We start from the raw sequence: 21,142 nt of genomic DNA, 5'->3' as shown, positions 1-21,142 counted from the left end.
GATGATCCGGCATACGGTGCTGTTCAAGTTCAAACCGGATTTTCCGCCTGCAGACAAGCAGGCCTGGATCGCCGGACTCAACAGGATGACCGGGAACATCCCCGGCATGCTTAGCCTCACCCACGGAACAGACGTCCTCAACACCGAACGCTCCTTCGATTACGCCATCGTGGCCGACTTCGAAACGGTCGAGGACATCGCGGTCTACAACACGCATCCGCTCCACGAGCCGCTCAAAGCGTTCTCGTTCCCCAACAGCCAGCAGATCCTCTCGGTGGACTTCCACCTGGAGGCTCCCCAGCAGGCTTCCACTAAGACACCGACGTCTTGAGGAGAACCATGCAGTCCGAATCCCCAACCCAAGCCACAGCATCCCCAACCCAGCGCAAGACGCCGGGCAAGGCCGCCCTGGCGTCCTTCCTCGGCAGCACCTTGGAATATTACGACTTCTTCATCTACGGGACCGCCGCCGCCTTGGTCTTTCCGCACCTCTTCTTCCCGACAGCCGACCCCGCGATCGGACTAATCAGTGCATTCGCAACGTTCGGCGTGGCCTACGTCGCCCGTCCGGTGGGAGGCCTGGTCATGGGCCACTTCGGTGACAAGCTGGGCCGCAAAAAGATCCTGCTGCTCACCCTGGGCATCATGGGTTTGTCGTCACTGGGCATCGGCTTCCTGCCCGGCTATGAGCAGGTGGGCATCTGGGCCCCGATCCTCCTCGTGGCCGGCCGCCTGGCGCAGGGCTTCTCCGCGGGCGCGGAATCGGCCGGCGCGTCGGCCCTGACCCTCGAGCACTCCCCGGAAGGAAAGCGCGGCTTCTTCACCAGCTTCGTGATGACCGGTTATGCCTCCGGCATGGTGCTAGCCACCCTCGTCTTCATTCCCGTGGCAGCCATGCCGCAGGACGCCATGATGGCCTGGGGCTGGCGTATCCCCTTCTGGCTTTCGATCGTGGTTCTTGCCATTGCCTATTGGGTGCGCACCCACCTGGATGAGACTCCAGTCTTCGAGGAAGCCCAGGAAAAGGACCAGGTGGCCCCGATGCCCGTCAAGGACGTACTTAAGTTCCAGGGCGCTGACGTGGCCCGGGTAGTGGGCATGTCCATCATGTCCGTCATGCAGACCATATTCACCGTTTTCGGGTTGGCGTACGCCACGTCCACCGCAGGCTTTGACCGCGCCTCCATCCTGACCGTGAATGCCGTGGCCATCGGGCTGTCAATGGTCGCCATGCCGCTCGCCGCCAGGCTGTCGGACCGGATTGGACGGCGTCCGGTGATGCTCACGGCTGCAATCGGCTGCTCGGTCACGATCTTCCTCTACTTCCTGGCGCTGGCCTCCGGCAACCTCGTGTTGGTCTTCCTCGCCGCGTTCCTGAACATGACGGTGCTCTACTCGGGCTTCAACGGCATCTGGCCCTCGTTCTTCGCGGAGCAGTTCGCCGCGCCGGTGCGGTACACCGGCATGGCCCTGGGCAACCAGCTGGGACTCGTCCTGGCCGGTTTTGCACCGATGATCGCCGGCATGCTCCTCACCCCCGGCGTCACAGGCTGGATTCCGGTTGCCGTCTTCGCCACGGTCTGCATGCTGATCGCGGCGGCCTCGGTGTTCTACTCGCGGGAGACGTTCAGGACGCCGATTGCGGAACTCGGCGCCCCTTACCTTAAGGGATTCGCGCTGCGGCGCGACAGGCTGGCCGCGGAGAAGCAGGACCTGTCTGCCGCCCGGGCCGGCGCACCGATCCCCTGAGACCTTCCCCCGAGAGGAAACCGGCATGTCCAGAGCAACCAACCACCGCAACAAGTACCCCAGCCACTGGCCGATCCAGGTTTCCGGACTGCCGTCCATCCGTCACCCCCTGCCGCCGCCAGGCCGCTCAACCTTGGAGATGACCGGCCCGGCGGCACACAATCCCGCTGACGGCACCCTGACTGCGTCGGCGTGGATCGGACTGCACTACGCGTCTGAGGATGGCTAGCAGCCAGTCAGATGCCGTTTCGGCCGGTCCTGCCTGTAGAGGTAGCGGCCCGCTTCCCGGAAACCGGCGCCGGCGTAGAGCTGCCGGGCGCCGTGGTTTGCCGCGGTCACCAGGAGCCAATAGCCGCCGACGCCGTGAAGGGCGCCCTGGGAAAGCAGCTCCTGCAATACACGTCCGGCGAGGCCGCGGCGGCGTGCATCCTGACGGGTGGCCATGCAGTAGATGCCTCCGGATGCTGCAGCACCGCGCGGAAGGGCGAGCCGTCCGACGGCGGCGGGAACGCCGTCGTCGGACCTCACCAGCGCGTATACCGACGGGCAGCCGGTGAGGACGGCGCGGGCCACCTCACGTTCGGCGGGGCCGCCCCGGCCGTCGACGCTCCACCACAACTGCAGCCATTCTTCGGACGGCAGTTGCGAAATCTCCACCGCGGGAGTCGGATCCGGAGCTTCGTACGGGGCGGAGCGGCCTCGGCTCATGATCACCGTCTCGGACTGCCGTGTAAAGCCCTCCTCATCGAGAACAGCGTTAAGGTCGGCCGAACGGGAATCGTCGAACACCTGGAAGATCAGCGGCAGCCGGCGGTCCCGGTACCAGAGCCTCGCAGCCCGCAGCGCAGCATGCTGCGCCTGGGAATCGCTGCCCGGTTCCCGCGCCCAGACCGAGTTGGCGCGCTGCGTCACGCCGGACGCCGCACGCAGAACCCACCCATTGGATTCCGAACGGTCCGGAGCACGCCAGGCGGCGTCCATCATAATCTCCAGCTCATGCAGCGGCGGGGCACCCATGGCTAACCACCTTTCAGATGCGAAAGGCCCCCGGTTCGAACTGGACCAGTTCGAACCGGGGGCCTCGCCAGTATTGGCCTGATTACTCGGCCTTTTTGGGCTCTTCCGACTTTGCCTGCGGCTTGAAGTCCACGCCGGCTTCCTTGCGCTGCTGCGCGGTGATGGGCGCCGGAGCCTGGGTCAGCGGATCGTAGCCGTTGCCGGTCTTCGGGAACGCGATGACGTCGCGGATCGACTCAACTCCCGCCAGCAGGGCCACCACCCGGTCCCAGCCGAAGGCGATTCCGCCGTGCGGAGGGGCGCCGAATTTGAAGCCCTCCAGCAGGAACCCGAACTTGGTCTGGGCGTCTTCGCGGTCCAGGCCCATCAGTTCGAACACGCGTTCCTGCACGTCACGTTCGTGGATACGGATGGATCCGCCGCCGATTTCGTTGCCGTTGCAGACAATGTCGTAAGCGTAGGACAGGGCCGATTCCGGGTCCTTGTCGAAGGTATCCAGGAATTCCGGCTTGGGTGAAGTGAAGGCGTGGTGCACGGCCGTCCACTTGCCTGCCCCAACGGCCACGTCACCGGAGGCAACAGCCGCCGCGGCCGGCTCGAACATGGGGGCGTCAACCACCCAGCAGAAAGCCCAGTCACTGGGGTTGATCAGCCCGGTACGGTGGCCGATCTCAACACGGGCAGCACCGAGGAGGGCGCGGGCTGCTGATTTCTCGCCGGCGGCGAAGAAGATGCAGTCGCCCGGCTGGGCGCCAACGGCGTCGGCCAGGCCGGCACGCTCGGTGTCGGTCAGGTTCTTGGCAACGGGGCCAGCCAGTTCGCCGTCTTCCTTGAAGAGGACGTACGCCAGGCCCTTGTGGCCGCGCTGCTTGGCGAATTCCTGCCAGCCGTCAAGGGTGCGGCGCGGCTGGGAAGCACCGCCGGGCATGACCACAGCACCGACGTAGGGAGCCTTGAAGACGCCGAAGTTGGTGTCCTTGAAGAACTCGGTAAGCTCGGTGAGCTCCACGCCAAAACGAAGGTCAGGCTTGTCCGAGCCGAACCGTGCCATCGCGTCTGCGTAGGTGATGCGCTGAATGGGCGTCGGGATTTCGACGTCGATCAGCTTCCACAGTGCCTTGACGATGTTTTCGCCCAGCGAAATGATGTCGTCCTGGTCCACGAAGCTCGCCTCGATGTCCAGCTGGGTGAACTCCGGCTGGCGGTCCGCGCGGAAGTCCTCATCGCGGTAGCAGCGCGCGATCTGGTAGTACTTCTCAAAGCCGCCCACCTGCAGGAGCTGTTTGAAAAGCTGCGGGGACTGCGGCAGGGCGTACCAGGATCCGGGGGCCAGACGTGCGGGGACCACGAAGTCACGGGCGCCTTCCGGCGTCGAACGCGTCAGCGTGGGCGTCTCGATCTCGACGAAACCGTCCTGGTGCAGCAGTTCGCGGGCAACCCGGTTGGCTTCGGAGCGCAGGCGCAGGTTGCGGGCAGGGCCGGGCCGGCGCAGGTCCAGGTAGCGGTGCTTCAAGCGGGCTTCCTCGCCCACCTCAACGTGCTCATCGATCTGGAACGGCAGCGGATCCGCGGTGTTCAGGATGACCACCTTGTCCGCCATGACCTCGATGGAGCCGGTGGCGAGGGCCGGGTTCTCGTTGCCCTCAGGGCGCTGGGAAACGGTGCCGGTGACCTGCAGGACGTACTCATTGCGCAGACCGTGGAAGACCTCTTCCTCACGGACCACAACCTGGGCCACGCCGGACGCATCGCGGAGGTCCACGAAGGCAACTCCACCGTGATCGCGGCGGCGGCCCACCCAGCCGGCCAGGGTTACGGTTTGTCCAATGTGCTCGGAGCGAAGGGATCCGAGGTCATGTGTGCGCAGCACAGCACGCCTTTCTGAAGGAGACAGCAGGAAAACTAAGACTTAAAGATGCATAGGATCGTTCCGGGAACAATCCCGTTCGAGTTTACCCGCTGGAAAGGTCCCGCTCCCCCATGAACCCGCATCAACAGCTTCAACGGAGGCTCGGCGTGTTTGACGCCACCTCCATCGGACTCGGTTCCATGCTGGGCGCCGGGGTCTTTGTGGTCTTCTCCCCGGCCGCGGGGCTGGCCGGGAATTTCCTGGTCCTGGCCGTCCTGGTCGCGGGCGCTGTGGCCTATTGCAACGCCGTAGCGTCTGCGGAGTTGGCGGCGCGGTATCCTGCCAGCGGCGGCACGTACATCTATGGCCGGAAGCGGCTGGGCGAATGGCCCGGTTTTATTGCCGGGTGGGGCTTCGTGAGCGGGAAGTCGGCGTCGTGCGCAGCCATGGCACTGACCTTCGGCCACTATGTGGCCCCGGACTATGCCGTTCCTGTTGCTGTCGCGGCCGTGGTTGCGCTCACGGTCGTGAACATGTTCGGCATCACCCGGACCGCACTGCTGACCCGGGTCCTCCTGTGCCTTGTCCTGGCCACCCTGGTTTTTGTGGCGGTGGCTGCCGTCCTCGGGCCACACCCTGCGGGCGCTGCATCGGGTGCCGGAGGGCCCGGTACAGGAGGGCATTCTGCAGGAGGGCTGGGGGGCGTGCTGCCAGCCGCCGGCCTGATGTTTTTCGCGTTTGCCGGCTACGCCCGGATTGCCACGCTGGGCGAGGAAGTCAAGGATCCGGCGAGGACCATTCCACGGGCAATCCTCGCTGCGCTGGCCGCCGCCTTTGTTATCTACCTGGGACTGGCGCTGCTGCTCCAGAGCCATTTGCCGGACGGCCTCCTTGCCGCCACCGACGTCCCGCTGCTGGACGCTGTGCTGCAATCACAGCTCGCCGCCGGAGCTCCGCTGGTTCAGGCCGGTGCGGCGGCCGCCAGCCTCGGAGCCCTGCTGGCGCTCATCACCGGAGTGGGAAGGACCACCCTGGCCATGGCCCGGGAGCGGGACCTGCCGGCACCGCTGGCCCGCGTAGGGGGCCGGCGCCCGGTGCCGTTCGTGGCGGAACTCGCCGTGGCCGCCGTCGTGATCCTGCTTCTGGTGACCACGGACGTGATGACCGTGGTGGGGTTCTCCAGCTTCGGCGTGCTGATCTATTACGCCGTCACCAACGCTGCCGCCTTCACCTTGGAGACCCACCCGCCCCACGCACCCAAGTGGCTGAACGTGGCCGGTTTCGGCGGCTGCCTGCTGCTTGCTTTCACGCTGCCGGCGGCGTCCGTGCTGGGGATGGCCGCCATCCTGGCCGCCGGCGCCGCAGTCCGGTTTGTGGTGCTCCGGCTGCGGTAGTGTGCCCCCGGCCGGCCATCCGGAGTCCACAGGCGTTGCCGCCATTTTTCCCCATTCGGCCCAAGAGCCGCCGTACACCCGGACGTGACTGCGTCCCAGCAGGTAGGTCAGCACAAACCATGCGGTGCTGGCGCGGGCACCAACCATGCAGTAGGTAACTATCTCGCCAGCCGGGTCCCGGAATTCAGCCTCGATGCAGACATCCACCAAGGCGACCCCCGGCAGCCCAATCGATTCCGCTACCTCATCCTGCGCGGCACGGATTCGCTTGCCCGGGTCGGTAGTCAGTCCGGCGAGGCTCCGGCGCCTGTACCGACCATGGCCGGCCAGCCTGCTCCCAGGTGGTCCTTGAGGTGTCCAGGATCCTGAGCCCCTTATGACCGTAGAGCTTCATCAGCCAAAACCCCATGGCCGCATCCGGGTCCCTACGTCGTGAAGATCTGGACGTTCAGGTCCTCTGCCGGCGGTGTCCAGATCTCCGGAAATGCGACCACCTGGTCTCCGGACCGGATGTCCTTGACCTGGTGATTGCCGTCGTCGTCAGTGAACCACACGAACGGGATGCCGCGGCGGTCCGCGAACTTGATCTGCTTGCCGAATTTCTCCGCCTTGGCCGCTACTTCCGTGGCGATGCCCCGGCTGCGAAGCTGGGCAGCAACGTCCTGGGCGGCACCCCAGCTGTCATCGCTCGTGAGCGCAACCAGCACCGCCGTGGGTACGGACCGGGAGGCCTTGGCCAGGTCCTGGCTGAGGATGCGCGACACAAGCCGGGTGACGCCGATGGAGAGGCCGACGCCGGGGAACTTGCGGTTGCCCTTGCTCGCCAGGGCGTCGTAACGGCCGCCGGAGCAAACGGAACCGAGCTGCTCGTGGCCCACCAACACGGTCTCCACCACGGTGCCCGTGTAGTAGTCGAGGCCGCGGGCAATGCTGAGGTCCGCCACTACCTTGCCAGGCGCGCGCTGAACTGCGGCGTCGATCACCTGTTCGAGTTCGTTGAGGCCCTCCTCGAGCAGGTCGTTGGTGACGCCGAGGGCGCGGACCTGGGCCACAAACGTGGTGTCTTCCGTGCGGATTCCCGCCAGCTTCAAGGCCAGCTGCGCCTGTTCGTCGGATGCCCCCAATTCAGCCTTAAGCAAGTCGGCAACTTTTTCGGGACCGATCTTTTCCAGCTTGTCGATACTGCGGAGCACGCCGGCGGTATCGTCCAGGCCGATCCCGCGGTAGAAGCCTTCCGCAAGCTTGCGGTTGTTGATGCGCAGGCGGAAGTCAGGGATGGGCAGGGCGCTCAGGGCCTCCGCAATGACCAGGGCGATCTCCACGTCGTAGCGGAAGGGCAGCTCGCCGTCGCCCACAACGTCAATATCCGCCTGGGTGAATTCCCGGGCCCGGCCTTCCTGCGGGCGCTCTCCGCGCCACACTTTCTGGATCTGGTAGCGCCGGAACGGGAAGGCCAGATAGCCGGCATTCTCCACGACGTAGCGGGCAAACGGCACCGTTAGGTCGAAGTGCAAAGCGAGGGCGTGCGGATCGGACTTTCCGGCCTTCGCCGAATCCGGGTCGGCCTCATCATCCTGCAGCCGGCTCAGTCCGTAAACCTCTTTATCGATCTCGCCTTTACGCAGCAGCTGGCCGACAGTTTCCACGGCCCGGGTCTCGATGGACCCGAAGCCGTGCAGCTCAAAAACCTTGCGGAGCGTGTCCAGCACGTGCAGCTCCACCAGCCGCTCCTCGGGAAGCCACTCGGGGAATCCGGACAGGGAGGCGGTGCGTGCCATGGTGGATGTTCTCCTCTTGATGAAAGGCGCCTGGGACTCTGCCCGGCATTCCGCCCGAAACGGGCCAGGAACGGCGGCTGTCCAGCAACTCATGCATAAACTATGTGCGGCAGTCAGTTTATGCGCCATCCGCCCGCATCTCTAATACGGGGCCGTGGACGCTGAAGGCTGCCGCCAGACCACTGTGCCCGGGAGCTCATTACCGGCCGCAGACCGACTTACAGGAGGACCCTTGGCGGCCAGTTCACGCAGTGCCCGCGAAGCCAAACGCCGTGTCCAGCAGATGGAGGCGAAGCGCGAGCTGCGGCGGGACCAGGAATCGCGGCGCAAACGCGACAACCTCATCGCCGCCGGTGCGGGCGCCGCCGCCGTGGTCCTCGCCGTCGTACTTCAGTTCACGGCCTTTGCAGGCAATCCCACTGAAGACGAGTTTGCTGCATTAGAGGCGGGCCTGACCACTCCCTCCGCCTCCCCCACAACGTCGGCCCCGCCCACCAACGCGGCCAACGTCCCATCGCCGGAAACAGCCGCCGGGAAGGTGTTCACCGGCGAGCTCGCCCTGAACCGGGGCAAGCTCGGCGTCGAACTGGACGGCACCAAGGCACCCCAGGCGGCCGCCGTCTTCAAATCCCTCAGCGATGAAGGCTACTTCACTGGCAAGTCCTGCCACCGGCTCACCACGGGTGCCAATTTCGGTGTCCTGCAATGCGGATCTGCCGACGGCAAGGGCGGCGGAAAGCCTGAGTACACGTGGGGTCCGCTCGAAAATGTCCCGGCTGACAATCTGTACCCGGCCGGCACCATTGCCGTAGCGAGGACGGGCAACAATGCGTACGGCAACGGCACGCAGTTCTTTATTGTTTACAAAGACACCGTGATTCCGGCCGACACCGCCGGCGGATATACGGTGGTGGGCAAGGTGACGTCCGGACTGGATGTGGTGTCCGGAATCGCGGCGGCGGGAATCACCCCCGGCAGCAGCGACACGGACGGCGCACCCGTGGAACCAGTCACGATAGACTCGGTTTCTCTGAAGTAGGAAGCCCGGCCTCACGGCTGCGGTGCAGTATGTGAGTATTTTCCTCCAAGCGAAAGACTTTTAGCGGTGACAGACAGTCAGAAATCCGACGAAACAGCAGCAGACCTGACCGAGGCAACAGCCCCCGAGGCTGAGCAGGCAGTAGCTGACCAGGCAGGAACCGAGGAGGCCGCAGCCGAGGAGGCCACGGTTCCGCAGACCGAAACCGCTCAGGCCGAGACTACGCAGGCTGAAGCTGGCCAGGATGCACCTGAGGCTCGCGAGGACGCTCCGGCCGAGGTTCCGCAGGCTGACGCCGGGGAGCCGGAGGCGGCCAAGGAGGCATCTGCAGCGCCTAAGGCCCCGCAGCCCGAGGCCCCCGCACCGCGGCCCGCTCCGTCGCCTGCAGCCTTTGCCGCCCGGCCCAAGCCGGCAGCAGCCGCACCCGTGGTGACCCCGGCACCAGTTGCTTCCGCCACCTCATTGGCGGAAGCTGCCCGGTGGGGCCGCGTCGAAGGTGATGGCCACGTGTTCCTGACCATTGATGGCGAAGAGCACCCGGTTGGCCAATACCCTGACGTCAGCGACGACGAGGCACTGGGGTATTTCGCGCGGAAATATGACGACATCGTGGCGCAAATCGTGCTCCTGGAACAGCGCGTCAGCTCCAAGGCTCCAAGCACTGATATGCAGAAGACGGTTACCCACCTGCGTGAACAGCTGGCAGAGCGGAACATGGTGGGCGACCTCCGGTCCGCCGAAGCGCGCCTCGATGCTGTGTCGGCCCAAATCACCGAGCTTGAGAAGGCAGAGAAGGCAGAGCACGACGCCGTGCGGGCCGCCGAACTCTCCGCCCGCGAGGCAATTGTGGCCGAAGCGGAAGAAATCTCAGGCCAGGATCCCACCCAGATCCAGTGGAAAACCTCCAGCGCACGGATGAACGAACTCTTTGAAAGCTGGAAGGCGGCCCAGAAGAGTGGCGTCCGGCTCGGACGCAGCAACGAAGATGCCCTCTGGAAGCGCTTCCGTGCCGCACGCACGGTGTTCGACCGCCACCGCCGTGCTTACTTCTCCCAGCTGGACAGCACCAACTCGGCCGCAAAATTGGCCAAGGAAAAGCTCATTGCAGAGGCTGAGGCATTGTCCTCGTCCACCGACTGGGGCTTCGCCGCCGGTGAGTACCGCCGGCTCATGGATGACTGGAAGGCCTCCCCGCGGGCAAGCCGTAAAGACGACGACGCCCTGTGGGCCCGTTTCCGCGCAGCCCAGGACGTCTTCTTTACCTCCCGGCAGGCAGCCAACGAGGAGATCGACCAGGAGTACGCGGCCAACCTCACGGTGAAGGAAGCACTCCTGGTTGAGGCCAACGCCATCCTTCCGGTCAAGGACCTGGGCGCCGCCAAGAAGGCGCTCCAGTCGATCCGGGACCGTTGGGAAGAAGCGGGCAAGGTCCCCCGTGCCGACATGGGACGGATCGAAGCCGGCCTCCGCAAGGTGGAGGACGCTGTCCACCAGGCCGAACAGGAAAACTGGCAGCGCTCCAACCCCGAGACCAAAGCCCGCACCAACAGCGCACTCTCGCAGCTGGAGGCAGCCATTGCCGGGCTCCAGGACGATCTCCAGAAGGCGGAGAAAGCCGGCGACGAGCGAAAGATCAAGGCCGCAAGGGAAGCCCTCGAGGCACGGCAGGCCTGGCTTGACCAGATCCAGCGCTCTGCCAGCGAGCTCGCCTAGGACCCAGCCAACCACAGGCCGCACAGGCCCGGTTCCGGTTATCCACATAACCGGAACCGGGCCTGTGCCTTTTAATCAGCCACGCGGCAGGATGGGTGGATGGCCACCCCGTCACCTTCCCAACACCCTGACCTCTACTCGCCGGGCCGGCCTTTCACGTGGCCGGAACTCCAGACCCTGGCGGCTGACGGGGTCCTTTCACAGTTCCACCAGCACGGCTATACGCTGCCTGACGTTCAGGTCTCGGCCCAGCTAAGGGCCAGGGCGGCCGCCAATGCAGTGCCTGCACCGGTACGGCAGCGTGTGGTGGCTGGCAGGATGACGGCGGCCTGGATCTACGGCTGCGCGGAGGAGCCGGACAAGCTGGCGTTGCTTGTGGATGCGAAACGGCGGATTTCCAGTCTCCGCAGCACCCGTGGCTGCACCCTCCATGAAGTCAGGCTTGGCCCCTTTGACGTCGTCAGCATGGGCGGGCTCATGGTGTCGAGCCCGCTCCGGACGGCCGTGGACATCGCACTGCACGTGGACGCCCACCGGGCGTTGCCCGCCCTCGCAGGACTGCTGGCCCGCCCGGAGAAGGACGTCCGGCTGCGCCTGCTCGTCCTGGCCATCGAGGCCACTCCGAGGGTCCCGCACAAAAGGGCCGCCCTGGAGAAACTTGCGCTGTTAGCTCCGGCGCTTGTTACCGGTAGTCCGGTAGACATCGAACACGCCGTCGATGCGTCGGACAGCGCTGAGGACGTGGCTGAGGTACTTGGGGTCACCCATCTCGAAGGCGAACCGTGAGATGGCCACGCGGTCACTGGAGGTGTTCACGCTGGCGGCCAGGATATTGACGTGGTTTTCGGAAAGTACCCGCGTCACATCCGAGAGGAGGGACTTCCGGTCGAGCGCCTCCACCTGGATCTCCACCAGGAAAACGCTCGACTGCGTCGGAGCCCAGTCAACATCCACGATCCTGTCCGGCTGGTCCTTGAGGTCGGAGATATTGGTGCAGTCAGTTCGGTGCACGGACACACCGGAGCCCCTTGTGACGAATCCGAGAATGGGATCCGGCGGCACGGGGGTGCAGCAACGGGCCAGCTTTACCCACACATCACCGACGCCGCGCACCACCACACCGGAGTCGGAGAACTTGGTTTTGGTGACCTGCGTGGGGATGCTGACTTCGGTGATGTCGTCGTCGGTGCTCTCACTGCCACCGAGGCTTTCAACAAGCCTTTCCATGACCGACTGGGCTGACGTGTGCCCGTCTCCCACGCCGGCGTACAGGCCCGAGATGTCCAAGTACTTGAAGTCCGCGGCCACGGCCGCCAAGGCCTCGTGTGTCATCAGGCGCTGCAGTGGCAGGTTCTGTTTCCGCATGGCCCTGGTCAGGAGTTCCTTACCGCGATCGATTGCCTCTTCGCGGCGTTCCTTGCTGAACCATTGCCGGATCTTGTTCCGGGCGCGGGCACTTTTGACGAAGTGCTGCCAATCCTGGCTGGGCCCTGCACCCTCGGCTTTGGAGGTGAAAATCTCCACCCAGTCGCCGTGGTTCAATTCGCTGTTCAGCGGAACCAGTTTGCCGTTGACCCGGGCACCGATGGTGCGGTGCCCCACTTCCGTGTGGACGGCGTAGGCGAAGTCCACAGGGGTTGACCCGGCGGGCAGCGCCATCACCTCACCCTTGGGTGTGAAGACAAAAACCTCACGCGCATTGATCTCAAAACGCAGGGAATCCAGGAACTCCCCGGGATCCGAGGTTTCCTGCTGCCAGTCGACCAGGGACCGCAGCCAGCCCATGTCACCGTCGCGGGGGCTTCCCGGGCCAACGGCTGTCCGGTTGGGCTGATCTTTGTACTTCCAGTGCGCGGCGACGCCGTATTCGGCCCGGCGGTGCATTTCGTGCGTGCGGATCTGGATCTCCACGGGTTTGCCGCCCGGGCCTATCACCGTGGTGTGCAGCGACTGGTACATATTGAATTTGGGCATGGCTATGTAGTCTTTGAATCGCCCTGGCAGGGGGTTCCAGCGCGAATGCATGGTACCGAGCGCGGCATAGCAGTCCCGTACGGAATCGACCAGGACGCGAACGCCCATGAGGTCGTTGATGTCGTCGAAATCCTTGTCCCGGACAACCATCTTCTGGTAGATGGAGTAGTAATGCTTAGGCCGGCCGGTGATGGTGGCTTTGATCTTGGCGGCACGGAGGTCCTCGGTAATCTGGTCCCGAATGACACCGAGGCTCTTTTCACGTTCCGGTGTGCGGTCCCCCACCATCCGGACGATCTCTTCGTAAACCTTCGGATAGAGGGCAGCGAAGGACAGGTCCTCGAGCTCCCACTTGATGGTGTTCATGCCGAGCCGGTGGGCCAGGGGCGCAAAGATCTCCAGCGTTTCCCGGGCCTTCCGGGCCGACGATTCGGCGGAGACAAACCGCCAGGTCCGTGCGTTGTGGAGCCGGTCGGCGAGCTTGATCATCAGCACGCGGATGTCTTTGGCCATGGCCACAACCATTTTGCGGACGGTTTCCGACTGCGCGGCCTCGCCGAAACTGACCTTGTCCAGTTTGGTAACACCATCCACCAGCATGGCCACCTCCGGACCGAAGTCCTTCTTGAGGTCCGTCAGGGTGTACGGCGTGTCCTCGACGGTGTCGTGAAGCAGGGCAGCGGCGAGAGTGGTCCCGCTAAGGCCCAGTTCGGCAAGGATGGTGGCTACGGCGACGGGGTGCGTGATGTAGGGATCGCCACTCTTGCGTTTCTGCCCGCGGTGGCTCTTCTCAGCAACGTCGAAGGCGCGCTGGATGAGGTCGAAATCTTCCTTGGGATTGTTAGCCCGGACCGTTCGCAGCAGCGGCTCAAGAATCGGTGAATAAGTGGTGGCACCGCGGCCGGTGAGTCGGGCCAAACGCGAACGTGTGCGCTCGCGGCGGCCCGGAAACGTGGGCCGCGCACCGGAGTTGTCCACCGGGACAGCCGTTCCGGGGCGTGCGGCAGCGGTCAGCGCGGCCTGAACTCCGTGGCCCGGCGTCCCATCCCCGTTTGCCATTGGCACCGATGCCGAACGTTCTTCCAATGAAGCACCCCTCACGACCCTGTTAATTATCCCAGTCTATTCCTCTGGGTGTTCACTTCCGTAACCGGCGATTAAAAGCGAACGGGCCGGGCGCCATGGATATTCCACGACGCCCGGCCCACTATAGTGCGTGGAGTCAGGCCCCGGCGGGGGCCGCCGTTTCCTCCGTCAGGGAAGCGTTTGCGGCCCTGCGGTTTTCGACTTTCCTGGCCTGCTTGACCAGGTCGGGTTCGCCTTGGCGCAGCCACGCGTACATAGGCGCCGCCACGAAGATGGTTGCCGCGGTCCCGATCAAGATGCCGACGAACAGGGCAAGCGACAAGTCGCGCAGGGTGCCTGCCCCGAGGAGGCCGGCTCCAATGAACAGGATGGCGCCCACCGGAAGGATGGCCACCATCATGGTGTTGATGGAACGGACCAGCGTCTGGTTCACCGCGAGGTTGACTTCCTCAGCGAAAGTCCTGCGCGTAGAGGCATTCACATCAGCGGTGTTTTCTCGAATCTTGTCGAAGACCACCACGGTGTCATACAGCGAGTAGCTGAGCACCGTCAGGAACCCGATAATGGCTGACGGTGTCACTTCAAAGTCGCTGAGGGCGTACACCCCCGCGGTGATAAACATTGTTACGAGCATTGCGGTCAGGGCTGACACCGACATTTTCCAGGTCCGGAAGTACAGCGCCATCAGCACCGCGGCCAGGGCCACAAAGACGAGCAAGCCCATGAGCGCCTGTTTGGTGACGTCGGCACCCCAAGTGGGCCCGATGAAGGTTGACGTCACTTCATTGTCGGTGACGCCATAGGCCGTGGTGAGGCCTGCCTTGATCTTGAGCGTTTCATCGTCCGTAAGCTTGTCGGTCTGGATCCGCATGGTGGTCCCGGCGACGTTCGCAACGCGCGGCACGCTGCCGGCCACAACGTCTTGAACGACGTTTTCACCGAGGGCAGGGTCAGTGTCCTTCACATTGGAAACAGTGAACTCAGAACCGCCCCGGAACTCGATGCCGAGGTTGAATCCGCCCTTGACCGCTGGAATCACGATGGACAGCGCCACCGCCACTATGGCGATGAGGAACCAGATCTTCTTGGCCCCCACGAAGTTGTAGGACCGCTTGCCCGTGTAGAGCTCATTACCGAAAGTGGCAAAGCTGGACATTACTTGTTCTCCTTGGCTGCGCTCTTGGAGGAGCCGGTAAGCTGCTCCTGCTTTTCCGCGAGGCGGCGTTCCGCGATGGTCATGCGCCGTTCAGCTTCGGCAGCGGCGCCGGTGTTCTTGGCCCGGACTACTGCCGGCTTGGCCCCCGGCGTACGAAGGCGGCCCGCACCGCGGTAAAGCGGAACAGCACCAAGGCGCTTGGGGTCGAGGCCGGAGAAGCGGTGGCCTTCCCCGAAGAACTTGGTCCGCGCCAGGAGCTGCAGCGTCGGGTGGGTGAACATAAAGACCACGATGAGGTCGGCGATGGCTGTCAGGCCAAGGGTGAACGCGAAACCGCGGACGTTGCCGACGGCTACGAAGTAGAGCACCAGCGCGGCGAGCAGGTTGACGGCCTTCGAAGCCAGCACGGTGCGCTTGGCACGCTTCCAGCCGTTCTCCACGGCCGAAACCAGGCCGCGGCCTTCGCGGAGCTCATCACGGATTCGTTCAAAGTACACAATGAATGAGTCAGCGGTCTGGCCGATGGCCACGATGAGCCCGGCTACGCCGGCAAGGGACAACCGGTAGTTTTCCGTCCAGCCGAGGATCGCGATGGCCAGGTAGGTCAGGGCGCCCGCTACCACAAGGGAGAAAATGGTCACAAAGCCGAGTGCGCGGTACTGGAACAGCGAGTAGACCACCACAAGCAGCAGGCCGATGACGCCGGCCAGCAGGCCCATACGGAGCTGCTCGCCGCCGAGGGTCGCGGAAATTTGCTGGTCGCTCTGGATTTCGAAGCTGATGGGCAGCGCACCGAAGCGCAACTGGTCGGACAGCGCCTTGGCTGACTTTTCGTTGAAGTTGCCCGTGATCTGGGGGCGTCCGTCGGTAATGACGGCCAGTGACCTCGGTGCGGAGATCACTTTGTCATCCAGGACGATGGCGAACTGCGCCTTGGGATCGTTGCCGGTTTCTCCACCGGCGGCCACATAGAACTGGTTCAAGCGCTGGGTGACGTCCCTGAACTTGGCGGTTCCCTCGCTGTCGAACTGGATATTGACGGCCCACTGGTTGGTGACTGCACCCTGGGAGCCCTGCTGCAGCTGGAAGGAGGAGGTGACAATGTTGCTGCCTTTGACCTCAACGGGGCCCAGGACGTACTTGATCGCCGGGGTGGTTGCGGTGGCCGGTTCGCAGGTGACCAGTGGTTTGGTGGGATCAGAGGCGGCCGGTTTGTCCGTGGGCGGGTTGTTGCAGTCAAGGGTTTCGAACTGACGGTAGATGTCCGGGGTGATCCAGTTGACGTCACTGCTGTTGGCCGGTTCCGCCGTGGGCTTGGGGAGCTTGTCCTCGGGCGTGAGCGACTCCGTGGGTACGGCAGCGGCATCGCCATTAAGGAGGACCGGCCGGAAGTTCATGTCCGCAGAGGCCTGGATCAGGTCGCGGGTTTCCTTGCTGGGCGTGCCGGGAAGGCTGACTACAACGTTCCGCCCGGACTGTGTGCTGATCTCGGCTTCGGCAACACCGGAGCCGTCAACACGTTGGCGAATGATGGCCACCGCCTGGTTGAGCTGCTCTTCGTTGATGCCCGAACCGCCCTCAACCTTGGGGGCCAGGATCATCTGGGTGCCGCCCTCGAGGTCCAACGCCAGCTTGGGCGCCCAGCTGGCCTTGCCGGCAATGGTGCCGCCGGCCAATACGGCGGTCAGCACGGCGAGGATTACGCCGAGCCACACCAGTACCCTGAGGCCTGAGTTCTTAGGGCCAGTTCGTGCCATTGTCGATCTTTCTCTTATTTACGGAGGAACCGCTGTTTACGGAGGAACCGCCGGTGTGAGCCTGTTGCTCTCACCGGCGGCGGTCCGCAGCCGTAGAGGTGTTGTGAAGCCTGATGCGGAGCAGCGGCCGGTGGCTAGCTTTCCTTTTTGCCCTCATCGTTGAGGCGCTTCAGGGTCTCCTCGGGGGTCTCGGCCGTTGCCGCCGGGCTGCTCAGGTCCTGGGCGGTCAGTGAGGAGGCGTCGTTGGGGACAAGGGTGCTCTCTTCGTCAGCTACAACGGCAGGTTCAACGATCTTGGTGACTGCCTGGCGATGGACTGTGGCGAGGTTTCCGGGTGAGAGTTCCAGGACTACCTTGTTCTCGGCGTCGTCCATGGAGACAATCCGGCCGAAGAGTCCAAAGCTGGTCATGACCTCAACACCCGGCTCGAACTGGGACTGCAGAGTGGCCTGCTGCTCCTTGGTCTTCTTGTTGCGGCGGAACATCATGAAGATAAAGATTCCGAGCATTGCAAACAAGACGATGTTCATGGGATCCACAGGGAGGTTTCCGTTCTCTACTGGCGTGTCTGGTGTGTGGCTGCGTCCGCTTCGTTCCGCCATGCAGATTTCGTGCTGGCCGGCAACGGCCCCTCGGAGCCGCCGGCGGGAACAAAGACCCGAACGTGCCGGGTTTCATACCAGTCTAAAGGGAAAAGCTGAAAGGAAACCCTCTTAGCTGTTCGGTGCCCAATCTGCCTCGGCCTCGCTGCTGTCCGGGTCTATTTCGAACAGGTCCAGAGGCTCCTGCCCGAACACACCTGCCGGCACCGCGTAACCGAGGTGCGTCCAGGCCGGTGCCATGGCAATGCGGCCCCGTGGTGTGCGGCCAAGCAGACCCTCACGGACAAGAAACGGCTCCGCCACCGTTTCCACGGTCTCGGTTTCTTCCCCCACGGCAATGGCGAGGGTGGAAAGCCCCACCGGGCCGCCACCGAATTTGGTGATGAGGGCCTCCAGAACCGCACGGTCCAGCCGGTCCAGGCCGCGTTTGTCCACTTCGTACATGTCCAGCGCGGCAGAGGCCGCACGTGCGTCGATCTGCTCAATGCCGTGAACCAGTGCCCAGTCCCGGACCCGGCGGAGGAGGCGGTTGGCGATACGGGGTGTACCCCGGGAGCGGCCGGCAATTTCGCTGAAGCCCGCGGAGTTGACCTTGAGGTCCAGCAGGCCGGCTGAACGCCTCAGCACCAGTTCCAGTTCGGCCACACTGTAGAACTCAAGGTGGCCGGTGAACCCGAATCTGTCTCGCAGCGGACCGGGCAAGAGTCCGGCGCGGGTGGTGGCGCCAACCAGGGTGAACGGTGGCAGTTCCAGCGGGATGGCTGTGGCACCGGCGCCTTTGCCCACCACAATGTCCACGCGGAAATCTTCCATGGCCATATAGAGCATTTCCTCGGCCGGGCGGGACATGCGGTGGATTTCATCCAGGAACAGGACCTCGCCTTCGGAAAGAGAGGAGAGGATGGCCGCGAGATCTCCGGCGTGCTGGATGGCCGGCCCGCTGCTGATCCGCAGTGGCGCGTTCATTTCGGACGCCACAATCATGGCCAGCGTGGTCTTCCCCAAGCCGGGAGGACCGGAAAAAAGCACATGGTCAGCGCTGCGGCCGCGCATTCGCGAGGCCTGCAGGACCAGGGAGAGCTGCTTGCGGACGCGGTGCTGGCCGACAAAATCATCCAGGTTCTTGGGCCGGAGGGCGGCCTCAATGGCGCGTTCCTCGGGCTCCTCCCCCGCTGCTACCACCGAAGGCTCAGCCACGGCTGCCTACGCGGTTGCCGGCCCGCGCGCCGTCCTGCCCAAGCCAGCGGAGGGTGGTCCGCAGAATTTCGGCAACATTGCCGCGGAACGAGACTTCCGGATCGTCCGCGAGGGCCTTATCAATGCTTGCCGTCGCATCCTTTTCTGACCAGCCCAGGCTGGTCATGGCCGCCACCACCTGAGGCTTCCAGGCTGCCTCCGCGGCAGTGGCCGGAGCGGCGGTACCGGCCGTGCCGTGGGGCACCAGTTTGCCGGCGAGTTCCAGGACGATCCGGCCTGCCACCTTGGGGCCGATGCCGGGCACCTTGGTGAACGTCTTGCTGTCCCCGGTGTGGGCGGCAACGCGGATGGCTTCCGGCTCGTGAACGGCGAGTACTGCCAGGGCAAGCCGTGGCCCCACGCCGCTGACGCTGAGCAGGACATCAAAGACTTCCCGCTCGTCATCGGAGGCAAAGCCGAAGAGCGTCAGCGAGTCCTCGCGGACAATCAACGAGGTGAAGAGCTTGCCTTCCTCCCCGGTGCGGAGTCCGCTGAGCGTCTGGGGCGTTGCGTTCACGCTCATGCCCGCCCCGTTGAGGTCAATCACTGCTGTGGAAAGGCCAACGTGCGCCACGGTCCCGCGAAGGAAACTGATCAAAGCCGGGCTCCTGGTGTACTGCCGGGCCCTTGATGGAACGACCGGCTATCCGAACATATCTACGAATACCCTAGCAAGGCCTGCTGACATTCAGCGTGCGCGCCGCGCTTTCGCCTCAGCATCGGCCCACGCGCGCTGGGCCGGCGTCAGCGAAAGGCTGCCCGGGCCGGTGGTGGCCACCGCGGCTCCGCTGCCGGCACGCCACGCGTGGGTAATGGCCAATGCCAGGGCATCCGCGGCGTCGGCGGGACGAGGCGGCGCATCGAGCCGCAGGATCTTCGTGACGAGTTTTGTCACGGCGTCCTTGTTGGACGTCCCGCTGCCCGTAACAGCCGCTTTAACCTCCGACGGCGTGTGCAGCGCCACCGGGATCCCGCGCCTGGCGGCGGCCGTGATCACCACACCGGAGGCCTGTGCCACACCCATGACCGTGCTGACGTTCAACTGGGAAAAGACACGTTCGACGGCGAGCACCTGCGGTTCGTAGCGGTCCAGCCAATCGTCGATGGCCAAGGCAATCACGAGCAGCCGTTGGTCGAGGGTTTCCTCGGGGGAAGTCCCCACCACGCCAACGGCCACCATCGTGGCACGCCTGTTCCGCTCGACGTCCACCACCCCGATGCCACAGCGGGTGAGGCCCGGGTCAACGCCCAACACGCGCAGCGTCACCCTTGACCAACCGCCTTAAGCAGCAAGGACGCAGGTCACTCTGATTCCAGGGCGGCCTGGACTTCGTCGCTGAGGTCGGCGTTGCTGTACACGTTCTGGACGTCGTCGAGCTCTTCCAGGGCGTCAACCAGCTTCATGAACTTCTTGGCGGCTTCCAGATCCAGCGGCACCACCATCGAGGGAACGAACTCGGCTTCGTCGGTGTCGTACTCGATTCCGGCCTCTTTGAGGGCGTCGCGAACGGCCTGGAGGTCCGTCGGTTCCGAATGGATTTCGAAGGTGTCGCCGTTGTCCTTGACTTCATCGGCGCCTGCGTCGAGAACGGCCATCAGGACGTCGTCCTCCGTGAGTCCCTTCTTGGGCAGCGAGACAACGCCCTTACGGCTGAAGAGGTAGCTGACCGAACCGGGATCGGCGATAGTGCCGCCGTTACGGGAGATCGCCAGGCGGACCTCGGAGGCCGCACGGTTTTTGTTGTCCGTCAGACACTCAATGAGCAGCGCAGAACCCTGCGGGCCGCGGCATTCGTACATGATCTCGGTGTAGTCCACCACTTCGCCGGTCAGGCCGGCGCCGCGCTTGATGGCGCGGTCAATGTTGTCCGCGGGAACCGAGGTCTTCTTCGCCTTGGTGACGGCCAGTTCCAGGCCCGGGTTGCCCTGGAGGTCCGGTCCCCCCATGCGCGCAGCGACTTCGATGTTCTTGATCAGTTTGGCGAACGATTTTGCACGGCGGCTATCAAGGATGGCCTTTTTGTGTTTGGTTGTCGCCCATTTGGAGTGTCCTGACATGCTTTACGCGTCTCCTCTGATCATGCGGATAAAAAGTTCATGTACGCGTTTCTCCCCAGTCACTTCCGGGTGGAAGGAGGTGGCCAGCAGGTGGCCGGAACGCACTGCAACAATTCTAGCTGTCCCGGGCAGGCCCGCCGCGTGGGACGCGTGTTCAAGGTCGGCCGGTTCTACCTGGGCGAGGACCTCCACACCGGCTCCGACGCGCTCTACCCAGGGTCCGCGGATGAACACCGCGTGTACCGGGGCCACGCCGGCCGCCGTGGCACTGAAGTCCAGACCCTTGAAATCCAGGTCCGTCTCGAAGGACTCACGCTGGCGGCCGAACGCGTTGCGGCGCACTGTAATGTCGAGGCCACCGAAGGTCTGCTGCGGATTGCCGGCCAGGTCAGTGGCAGGATCGGCGATATCGTTCGCGAGGAGGATCATGCCGGCACAGGACCCGTAGACCGGCAGGCCGTTGCCGATGCTGTCCTTCAAGGGCCCGGCGAGTTCAAAGGCGCGGGCCAGCTTGTCGATGGCCGTGGATTCGCCGCCAGGAATGATCAGCCCGTCCAGGCCGTCCAGTTCCTTGGGCCTGCGGATTCCGACGCCGGCTGCACCGGATGCTTCAACGGCCCGCAGGTGTTCCCGAAAGTCACCCTGAAGGGCCAAGACGCCGATCCGCAGGCCTGCGCCCAGGCGTGGGTCAGCGGCAAAAGGGGGGTTTGTCATCTTTTTAGCATAGTGCGCCG

General features: G+C 64.3%; 19 protein-coding genes. 7 read left to right on the top strand and 12 right to left on the bottom strand.

Annotated features, from left to right (window positions below; all coding sequences use genetic code 11):
• The first annotated feature begins 1 nt into the window (after window position 1).
• The 3 genes from AB4Y73_RS03190 to AB4Y73_RS03180 are packed head-to-tail and all read left to right on the top strand — an operon-like array spanning window position 2 to window position 1,978.
• Window positions 2–331 (top strand): Dabb family protein, encoded by a 330-nt coding sequence (locus AB4Y73_RS03190; protein WP_441868341.1) that lies wholly within the window; start codon window positions 2–4, stop codon window positions 329–331.
• 8 nt (window positions 332–339) lie between these two features.
• Window positions 340–1,749, top strand: coding sequence for an MFS transporter (locus AB4Y73_RS03185; protein WP_441868339.1), 1,410 nt, complete (start codon window positions 340–342; stop codon window positions 1,747–1,749).
• Window positions 1,750–1,774: 25 nt separating this feature from the next.
• Window positions 1,775–1,978 (top strand): hypothetical protein, encoded by a 204-nt coding sequence (locus AB4Y73_RS03180; RefSeq protein ID WP_441868336.1) that lies wholly within the window; start codon window positions 1,775–1,777, stop codon window positions 1,976–1,978.
• On the opposite strand, the gene AB4Y73_RS03175 is transcribed toward AB4Y73_RS03180, so the two are convergent.
• Together AB4Y73_RS03175 and aspS are read right to left on the bottom strand one after the other, a co-directional pair.
• Window positions 1,975–2,766, bottom strand: coding sequence for a GNAT family N-acetyltransferase (locus AB4Y73_RS03175; protein WP_441868333.1), 792 nt, complete (start codon window positions 2,764–2,766; stop codon window positions 1,975–1,977). The two genes, AB4Y73_RS03180 and AB4Y73_RS03175, sit on opposite strands and share 4 nt — an antisense overlap.
• Before the next feature lie 82 nt (window positions 2,767–2,848).
• Entirely contained in the window at window positions 2,849–4,636 is a 1,788-nt protein-coding gene (aspS, locus tag AB4Y73_RS03170) for an aspartate--tRNA ligase (RefSeq protein ID WP_441868330.1), read from the bottom strand.
• A 110-nt stretch (window positions 4,637–4,746) separates the two neighbouring features.
• On the opposite strand from aspS, the gene AB4Y73_RS03165 reads away from it, so the two are divergent.
• Window positions 4,747–6,009, top strand: a complete 1,263-nt coding sequence (locus AB4Y73_RS03165; protein ID WP_441868327.1) for an APC family permease — start codon at window positions 4,747–4,749, stop codon at window positions 6,007–6,009.
• 425 nt (window positions 6,010–6,434) lie between these two features.
• Here the strand turns inward: AB4Y73_RS03165 and hisS are convergent, their stop codons facing one another.
• Complete coding sequence (gene hisS / locus AB4Y73_RS03160; protein ID WP_441868324.1) at window positions 6,435–7,787, bottom strand: histidine--tRNA ligase; 1,353 nt, start codon at window positions 7,785–7,787, stop codon at window positions 6,435–6,437.
• Between the two features lie 232 nt (window positions 7,788–8,019).
• Here hisS and AB4Y73_RS03155 point away from each other — a divergent pair, with 232 nt between their 5' ends.
• The 3 genes from AB4Y73_RS03155 to AB4Y73_RS03145 all read left to right on the top strand — a co-directional run bounded on the left by AB4Y73_RS03155 (window position 8,020) and on the right by AB4Y73_RS03145 (window position 11,325).
• A complete protein-coding gene (locus AB4Y73_RS03155; protein ID WP_441868321.1) occupies window positions 8,020–8,826 on the top strand; it encodes a peptidylprolyl isomerase in 807 nt (268 codons plus the stop codon).
• Window positions 8,827–8,892: 66 nt separating this feature from the next.
• Window positions 8,893–10,539 (top strand): DUF349 domain-containing protein, encoded by a 1,647-nt coding sequence (locus AB4Y73_RS03150; RefSeq protein WP_441868318.1) that lies wholly within the window; start codon window positions 8,893–8,895, stop codon window positions 10,537–10,539.
• A gap of 99 nt (window positions 10,540–10,638) precedes the next feature.
• Window positions 10,639–11,325 (top strand): hypothetical protein, encoded by a 687-nt coding sequence (locus tag AB4Y73_RS03145; RefSeq protein ID WP_441868315.1) that lies wholly within the window; start codon window positions 10,639–10,641, stop codon window positions 11,323–11,325.
• Here the strand turns inward: AB4Y73_RS03145 and AB4Y73_RS03140 are convergent.
• The 9 genes from AB4Y73_RS03140 to pdxT all read right to left on the bottom strand — a co-directional run bounded on the left by AB4Y73_RS03140 (window position 11,206) and on the right by pdxT (window position 21,122).
• On the bottom strand, window positions 11,206–13,599 hold the full coding sequence (locus AB4Y73_RS03140) for a RelA/SpoT family protein (protein WP_441868313.1): 2,394 nt from the start codon (window positions 13,597–13,599) through the stop codon (window positions 11,206–11,208). The two genes, AB4Y73_RS03145 and AB4Y73_RS03140, sit on opposite strands and share 120 nt — an antisense overlap.
• A 136-nt stretch (window positions 13,600–13,735) precedes the next feature.
• On the bottom strand, window positions 13,736–14,755 hold the full coding sequence (secF, locus tag AB4Y73_RS03135; RefSeq protein WP_441868310.1) for a protein translocase subunit SecF: 1,020 nt from the start codon (window positions 14,753–14,755) through the stop codon (window positions 13,736–13,738).
• A complete protein-coding gene (gene secD / locus AB4Y73_RS03130; protein WP_441868307.1) occupies window positions 14,755–16,512 on the bottom strand; it encodes a protein translocase subunit SecD in 1,758 nt (585 codons plus the stop codon). The genes secF and secD overlap by 1 nt, the downstream gene beginning before the upstream one ends.
• A 134-nt stretch (window positions 16,513–16,646) precedes the next feature.
• The gene (gene yajC / locus AB4Y73_RS03125; RefSeq protein ID WP_441868304.1) at window positions 16,647–17,042 is read right to left on the bottom strand and encodes a preprotein translocase subunit YajC; all 396 of its coding nucleotides are present in this window, start codon (window positions 17,040–17,042) and stop codon (window positions 16,647–16,649) included.
• A gap of 183 nt (window positions 17,043–17,225) precedes the next feature.
• Window positions 17,226–18,311: a Holliday junction branch migration DNA helicase RuvB gene (gene ruvB, locus AB4Y73_RS03120; protein WP_441868301.1), complete on the bottom strand. Its 1,086-nt coding sequence runs from the start codon at window positions 18,309–18,311 to the stop codon at window positions 17,226–17,228.
• Window positions 18,304–18,948 carry a Holliday junction branch migration protein RuvA gene (ruvA, locus tag AB4Y73_RS03115; protein WP_164199541.1) on the bottom strand — a complete coding sequence of 215 codons (645 nt, stop codon included), beginning with the start codon at window positions 18,946–18,948 and terminating at the stop codon, window positions 18,304–18,306. The genes ruvB and ruvA overlap by 8 nt, the downstream gene beginning before the upstream one ends.
• A 90-nt stretch (window positions 18,949–19,038) precedes the next feature.
• Entirely contained in the window at window positions 19,039–19,617 is a 579-nt protein-coding gene (ruvC, locus tag AB4Y73_RS03110; RefSeq protein WP_441868298.1) for a crossover junction endodeoxyribonuclease RuvC, read from the bottom strand.
• 35 nt (window positions 19,618–19,652) lie between these two features.
• Window positions 19,653–20,408 carry a YebC/PmpR family DNA-binding transcriptional regulator gene (locus tag AB4Y73_RS03105; protein WP_441868296.1) on the bottom strand — a complete coding sequence of 252 codons (756 nt, stop codon included), beginning with the start codon at window positions 20,406–20,408 and terminating at the stop codon, window positions 19,653–19,655.
• A 3-nt stretch (window positions 20,409–20,411) separates the two neighbouring features.
• Window positions 20,412–21,122 carry a pyridoxal 5'-phosphate synthase glutaminase subunit PdxT gene (gene pdxT, locus AB4Y73_RS03100; RefSeq protein WP_441868293.1) on the bottom strand — a complete coding sequence of 237 codons (711 nt, stop codon included), beginning with the start codon at window positions 21,120–21,122 and terminating at the stop codon, window positions 20,412–20,414.
• Window positions 21,123–21,142 lie beyond the last annotated feature (20 nt).

Origin of the sequence: Pseudarthrobacter sp. TAF60_1 (assembly GCF_052113505.1) — a bacterium.
In the GTDB taxonomy this organism is placed as follows: domain Bacteria; phylum Actinomycetota; class Actinomycetes; order Actinomycetales; family Micrococcaceae; genus Arthrobacter.
The sequence above is the reverse complement of the archived record's forward strand: the minus strand, read 5'-3'. Positions and strand labels throughout refer to the sequence as shown.

Coding starts and splice junctions, on each gene's coding strand:
- yajC (WP_441868304.1), bottom strand. CDS start 17,042: ATGAACATCGTCTTGTTTGCAATGCTCGGAATCTTTATCTTCATGATG.
- AB4Y73_RS03105 (WP_441868296.1), bottom strand. CDS start 20,408: ATGTCAGGACACTCCAAATGGGCGACAACCAAACACAAAAAGGCCATC.
- secD (WP_441868307.1), bottom strand. CDS start 16,512: ATGGCACGAACTGGCCCTAAGAACTCAGGCCTCAGGGTACTGGTGTGG.
- AB4Y73_RS03175 (WP_441868333.1), bottom strand. CDS start 2,766: ATGGGTGCCCCGCCGCTGCATGAGCTGGAGATTATGATGGACGCCGCC.
- secF (WP_441868310.1), bottom strand. CDS start 14,755: ATGTCCAGCTTTGCCACTTTCGGTAATGAGCTCTACACGGGCAAGCGG.
- hisS (WP_441868324.1), bottom strand. CDS start 7,787: ATGGCACGCACCGCCTCCCTGTCCGGATTCCCCGAGTGGCTTCCCGAG.
- AB4Y73_RS03145 (WP_441868315.1), top strand. CDS start 10,639: ATGGCCACCCCGTCACCTTCCCAACACCCTGACCTCTACTCGCCGGGC.
- AB4Y73_RS03190 (WP_441868341.1), top strand. CDS start 2: ATGATCCGGCATACGGTGCTGTTCAAGTTCAAACCGGATTTTCCGCCT.
- AB4Y73_RS03165 (WP_441868327.1), top strand. CDS start 4,747: ATGAACCCGCATCAACAGCTTCAACGGAGGCTCGGCGTGTTTGACGCC.
- AB4Y73_RS03185 (WP_441868339.1), top strand. CDS start 340: ATGCAGTCCGAATCCCCAACCCAAGCCACAGCATCCCCAACCCAGCGC.
- pdxT (WP_441868293.1), bottom strand. CDS start 21,122: ATGACAAACCCCCCTTTTGCCGCTGACCCACGCCTGGGCGCAGGCCTG.
- AB4Y73_RS03180 (WP_441868336.1), top strand. CDS start 1,775: ATGTCCAGAGCAACCAACCACCGCAACAAGTACCCCAGCCACTGGCCG.